The 6,027-nt window shown below is 39.8% G+C and carries 4 protein-coding genes; all 4 read right to left on the bottom strand.

The features are described from left to right. Nucleotides 1-75 precede the first annotated feature (75 nt). Nucleotides 76-1,437, bottom strand: coding sequence for an MATE family efflux transporter (locus tag LQE94_RS15360; protein WP_240578102.1), 1,362 nt, complete (start codon nt 1,435-1,437; stop codon nt 76-78). A gap of 25 nt (nt 1,438-1,462) precedes the next feature. After that, entirely contained in the window at nt 1,463-2,836 is a 1,374-nt protein-coding gene (locus LQE94_RS15355; RefSeq protein WP_240578101.1) for an MATE family efflux transporter, read from the bottom strand. A 160-nt stretch (nt 2,837-2,996) separates the two neighbouring features. Further along, nucleotides 2,997-4,598: a xylulokinase gene (locus LQE94_RS15350; RefSeq protein WP_240578100.1), complete on the bottom strand. Its 1,602-nt coding sequence runs from the start codon at nt 4,596-4,598 to the stop codon at nt 2,997-2,999. A 96-nt stretch (nt 4,599-4,694) separates the two neighbouring features. After that, nucleotides 4,695-6,026: an MATE family efflux transporter gene (locus LQE94_RS15345; protein ID WP_240578099.1), complete on the bottom strand. Its 1,332-nt coding sequence runs from the start codon at nt 6,024-6,026 to the stop codon at nt 4,695-4,697. Between the last annotated feature and the right edge of the window lies 1 nt (nt 6,027).

Below are 6,027 nucleotides of genomic sequence, written 5' to 3'. Positions count from 1 at the left end.
GTGGCTTTTTTGCGAGCAAAAAAGCCACTAAACTCCGTCCCCAAATGGCACACTAAACCCCGTCCCCAAATGGCACTACTCTATTCGATTCGGAAATTTTCTTTTCATATCCTTCAACATAATATAATAATACATTACAAGCAGTAATCCACCTGCCAGCACCCATGCTGCGGGACTTGCCATGCAAACACCAAAATAACTTCTTTTATTTGCTGCGATCACTGCTACTACTCCTCGTCCGATCAACTCTGCCACACCTGCCATCATCGGAAGTAGTCCATAGCCCATTCCTTGAATTCCATTCCGATATAGATTCACGATTGCAAGTGGAATAAAGAATACTCCGATACATTTCAAATAAATATCTACATTGCTCATAATTTCAATCACATTATCTGACACAAACAAATATGTCATATATTTTCCGACTGTCATTATCAAAGCTGCCGTAACAACTGCATAAATACTTGCCATAATAGTTGCTGATTTGAATCCTTTACAGATTCTTTTTATCTTACCTGCACCGATATTTTGTGCACAGTATGTCGCCATTGTTGTTCCTAGTGCAACATACGCCTGAGTAACTACCTGTTCAATTTTACTTGCTGCCGTAAATGCTGCGACAATATTGGAGCCGAGCAGATTCTGGGATGTCTGAACCATCATTGTACCGATTGCTGTAATGGAGTACTGCAATGCCATCGGCACGCCAACTGCAAACTGCATTTTTAATAAATGTCCCTTTGGTCTCCAATCATCTCTTTCCAAATGAAGCAACGGAACCTTCAACTTTACATAAACCAGGCACAGTAATCCGGATATTCCCTGTGCAATCACCGTTGCATATGCCGCTCCGGAGGCACCAAGCCCAAATACGATAATCAACAATAAATCTAACGCAATATTTAACAGTGCCGATAATATCAGGAAATATAACGGAACTTTACTATTTCCCAGTGCTCTTAGAATACTTGCCATCAAATTGTATAACATCTGTGCCGCAATTCCTGCACAAATGATCATAATGTAAGCATAAGCATCCTTAAAAATATCCGATGGTGTTTTCATAAATATCAGCAATGGCTTCATAAACAACAGTCCCAGCGTCGTCAATATAATCGTCACAATCGTTGTCAACACGGCAGCACCACCTACCGTCTGTCTCATTGCTTTCATATCACCCGCACCAAATTTCTGTGCTGTTAGTACAGTAAATCCGGCTGTCATTCCTGTTACAAATCCATAAATCAAAAACATGATCGTTCCTGTACTTCCAACTGCCGCCAATGCCTTCGTTCCCACAAATTTACCGACAATCACGGTATCTGCCATATTATAAAATTGCTGAAATACATTTCCTATAAAAATGGGAAATGTAAAATTTAAAATAATTTTTGTAGGACTTCCACTTGTCATGTCCTTTTGTAACTGCTGCATATTTCACTCTCCTCACTTAAATTTTTCAGGGAAGGGAGTCGGTGGGCGAGGGTGACCAGTGGGAGTCCAATCTCCGACTGAGATAAATATAATATGGTATCAATGGAATCAAAGCTGCTATCCATGCCGCCGGGTCTGACAGGCACACCCCAAAATAACTTGCTTTTCCGGCCACACTTATAACGATTATTGTTCTTGCTACAAGCTCAAACACTCCGCCAAGCATTGGCACAAGCCCATATCCCATTCCTTGCAGGGCGTTTCGATAAATGAAAATACTACCAAGAAAAGGATAACACCATGCGACTGCTTTGAAATAGGTAAGTGCCGCCTCGACTACATCTGTTTCAGTTCGATCCACAAACAGATAAATTGCGTATTTCCCAAACAACAATACCAAGGCCATCAATACAAAACTCCAGCTCAAAACCATAATCTGTGTGCTTCGCACGCCTTTCCTTACTCGATCCATCCTTCCTGCTCCACAGTTCTGTCCAACATAAGTTGCCATTGCTGCGCCATAGGAAACAAAAATAACTCCCATCACACTCTGAATTTTTCCACCTGCTGCAAAACCGGCTATACAAGTCGCACCATATACATTTATGGCTGCCTGAACAATAATTGTTCCGATTGATGTAATCGAAAACTGCAATGCCATCGGCACACCAAGCGCCAGTAATCTTCTGCATAACTCTCCTGAAAATTCAAAATCTTCCTTTTTTAAATGTAGAATCGGAAATTTTTTCAAGATATATATGAAACATAATACCGCTGAAATTCCCTGTGCGATCACTGTTGCATAACCGCAGCCTACAACACCGGTTCCAAGACATATAACAAATACGATATCAAGGACAATATTGATCACACCTGAAATAATCAAAAAATAAAGTGGCGATTTTGAATCTCCAACCGCCCTTAGGACTGCCGCAAGCATATTGTATGCCCCGGTTGCAAATAATCCCGCATAGATTACACCCATATAACTTTTTATATCTCCGATCAAGTTTTCCGGCGAATTCATCAATCGCAAAAGAGGTTCATTTGCCAAACTCAGTCCAACCGTCATAACAACTACAATAATCACCATCAGATATAGGGACATTGCCAGATATCTCCGCATATTTTTATAATCCTTTGCCCCAAACCATTGCGATATCAAAATTGCAAAACCACTGCCGGCACCATTTAACAAACCGGTAACCAAAAACATAAGAGATGTCGTTGAACCTATCGCTGCCAAAGCATTTACCCCCACAAACTTTCCGGCAACAACAGAATCTGCAATATTATAAAATTGCTGAAACAAATTTCCAAGAAAAAGCGGAATCATAAAATTAATGATTAATTTTGTAGGATTTCCTGATGTCATATCATTTGTCATTGTCTTGCTCATTGTTTAACTCCTCTAAAAAAACAACCATTTTTCAAGTCGAACGTCCATTCAAAGACGGAGTTTAGTGGCTTTTTTGCTAGCAAAAAAGTCCACTAAACTCCGTCCCTAGTGTCATCCTCTTGAGATTTTATCAAAAACGTTTTTATAATTCAAGTATTTTTTATCGAAGAGATTCTACAGCTGCACGTTCAATCGCAAGACCTTTTTTATAATTCTGCATAAATGCTTCAAAACCTTCGACATCTGATGCAATCGGATCCATGCGTTCTCCTTCTTCTCCACCGAATACTTTCTGTGCAAGATAAGAAGTCAATGACTCGCCCTCTTCTTTATTTAGCATATAAGAAGCAAGCAGTGCAATTCCCCATGCTCCACCTTCTCCTGCTGTCTCCATAACATATACAGGTGTATCAATCGCAGCTGCAAGGATTCTCTGTCCGACTCCTTTTGTCTTAAACAGTCCGCCATGACCTAACATCTTATCTAACTCCACATGTTCCTGCTTTGTCAGAATATCCATACCTGTTTTTAATGCTCCGAGCGATGTACTCAAATGCACTCTCATAAAGTTTGCAAGATTAAATTTGCTTTCTGGCTTACGCACGAACATCGGACGACCTGCCTCAAATCCTGTAATATGCTCTCCTGAAAAATAATTATATGCAAGAAGTCCGCCACAATCAGCATCCCCTTCCAGCGCTTTGTTATACAATGTTCCGAACAATGTATTCATATCCACTTTCACGCCAAATGCTTCCACACATTCTTTCAAAAGATTTACCCATGCATTCAAATCTGATGTACAGTTATTGCAGTGTACCATCGCAACAGGATCTCCCGCCGGTGTTGTAACCATATCGATTTCGTCATATGGTTTAGACAACGGATTTTCCAAAACTGCCATTGCAAATACACTTGTTCCGGCAGAAACATTTCCTGTACGGACAGCTACACTATTCGTTGCAGCCATACCTGTTCCGGCGTCTCCTTCTGGTGGGCAAACAGGGATTCCAGCCTGTAAATCACCCTCTGTATCTAACAATTTTGCTCCTGCTTCAGTCAAAACGCCTGCCGCATCTCCGGCAACCAGTACCTTCGGAAGTAACTCTTCTAATTTCCATGGAAATGCTTTCGCTTCGACAAGCTGATCAAACTGTCCAATCATATTCACATCCCAATCCTTTGTAGCCGAATCAATTGGGAACATTCCTGCCGCATCTCCAATTCCGATTGCCTTTTCTCCCGTCAGCTGCCAATGTATATAGCCTGCAAGTGTTGTGAAAAATCTTACATCCTTTACATGCTCTTCCCCATTTAAAATTGCCTGATACAAATGTGCGATACTCCAGCGCTGCGGGATATGGAACTGAAATACTTTTGATAATTCTTCAGAAGCCTGCTCTGTAATTGTATTTCTCCATGTACGAAACTCTGCCAGTTGCTCATCTTTCTCATCAAAAGCAAGGTATCCATGCATCATCGCACTAAATCCCATCGCCCCAAATGTTGTGATTGTAACACCATATTTTTCTTTTACTTCTTTTTTCAAATTTGCATAACAATCCTGCAGTCCGCTCCACACTTCCTCTAATGGATATGTCCAAATATTATTTTTTAAATGATTCTCCCAGTCATGGCTTCCTGATGCGATTGGCTGGTTCTGTGCATCAATCAAAACTGCTTTGATACGCGTCGATCCAAATTCAATTCCTAAAGCAGTATTTCCATTCTTGATTGCTTCCCCTATGCTTCTTACGTCCATTGTCTGGACCTCCTTTCGTTCTACCTTTGCTTACTATTAGTATACTGCAAAATGTCTTAGCAAAAAAGAAATTTCTTATCCTATTCTGGACATTTCTTACGCATAATGATATCTTTCCCGTTGCTTTACCAAAAATGTCACTGTCACACACAAAGTCAATATTTCTGCAATTGTCACTGCTGACCAAATCCCATCAATACCAAATATCATCGGCAACACAATAACTGTACCAACCTGGAAAAGCAGTGTTCGCAAAAATGAAATAACTGCTGATATCAGTCCATTATTAAGTGCTGTGAAGAAAGATGACCCATAAATATTAAATCCATTTACTAAATATACCAGACAATAAATTCGGAATGCATGCTGTGTCATCAAAAGTAATTCTTTATCATATCCAACAAATAAAATCGACAGCGGAATTGCAAGGAACTGTGATAATATTGCAATTGCTACGCCGGAAATTCCAATCAGACTCAGACTCTTTCTAAACAGATTTTTTAATTCTGCATGATTCGCCGCACCATAGTTATAACTGATAAGTGGTGCACTTCCAATTGAATATCCAAGAAAAATAGATACAAATACGAAACTTACATACATGATTGTTCCATATGCAGCCACACCATTTTCCCCGGCAAATTTCATAAGCTGAATATTAAACAACGAGTTTACGATGGAGCTTGAAAGGTTTGTCATAAGCTCTGATGAACCATTTACACAAGTCTTAACAATAATACGCACATCCAAATGCGTTTTTCCAAGTTGAAGCAGACTGGAATTCTTTCTCGCAAAATAGATTATCGGGAAAAGACCTCCTATAAATTCGCCGCACACTGTTGCAACTGCAGCACCTGCCAGTCCGAATCCCCACAGACCGACAAAAAGTAAATCCAGCACCATATTCGTAACACCTGCTGTAATAATCACACCTAATCCTAATTTTGGTTTTTCTGCAGCTACAAAAAAGCTCTGAAACACATTCTGTAGCATAAATGCCGGCATAGAGATAAATGAAATCCTTCCATACAAGATACAATCCCTAAGAAGCTCTCCCTCTGCACCAAGTGCTGAAGCGACAGCCGGTGTCAAAAACATTCCTAAAATAGATAATAAAATTCCTCCGATTGTCGTTACATACACTAACAATGAGAAATATTCATTAGCCAGATCTTTTTTGCCCTCTCCTATTGTTGTTGCTACGATAGCACTTCCTCCAGTACCAATCATAAAGCCAAGCGCTGATATTCCCATTATAAAAGGTAAAATCAGATTGATCGATGCCAATGCTGTTTTACCCACAAAATTTGATACAAATAATCCATCCACTACACTGTAAATTGATGTAAAAATCATCATTATAATAGATGGCATTACAAATCTTAATAATTTTCGATATGTAAAATGTTCTGATAGTTGTATCTTCACG

Origin of the sequence: Mediterraneibacter sp. NSJ-151 (assembly GCF_022487435.1) — a bacterium.
GTDB lineage: Bacteria > Bacillota > Clostridia > Lachnospirales > Lachnospiraceae > Schaedlerella > Schaedlerella hominis.
The sequence above is the reverse complement of the archived record's forward strand: the minus strand, read 5'-3'. Positions and strand labels throughout refer to the sequence as shown.

What these genes read in the sequence shown, in the direction of transcription:
- LQE94_RS15360 (WP_240578102.1), bottom strand. Translation starts at nt 1,437, where the DNA reads ATGCAGCAGTTACAAAAGGACATGACAAGTGGAAGTCCTACAAAAATT.
- LQE94_RS15355 (WP_240578101.1), bottom strand. Translation starts at nt 2,836, where the DNA reads ATGAGCAAGACAATGACAAATGATATGACATCAGGAAATCCTACAAAA.
- LQE94_RS15350 (WP_240578100.1), bottom strand. Translation starts at nt 4,598, where the DNA reads ATGGACGTAAGAAGCATAGGGGAAGCAATCAAGAATGGAAATACTGCT.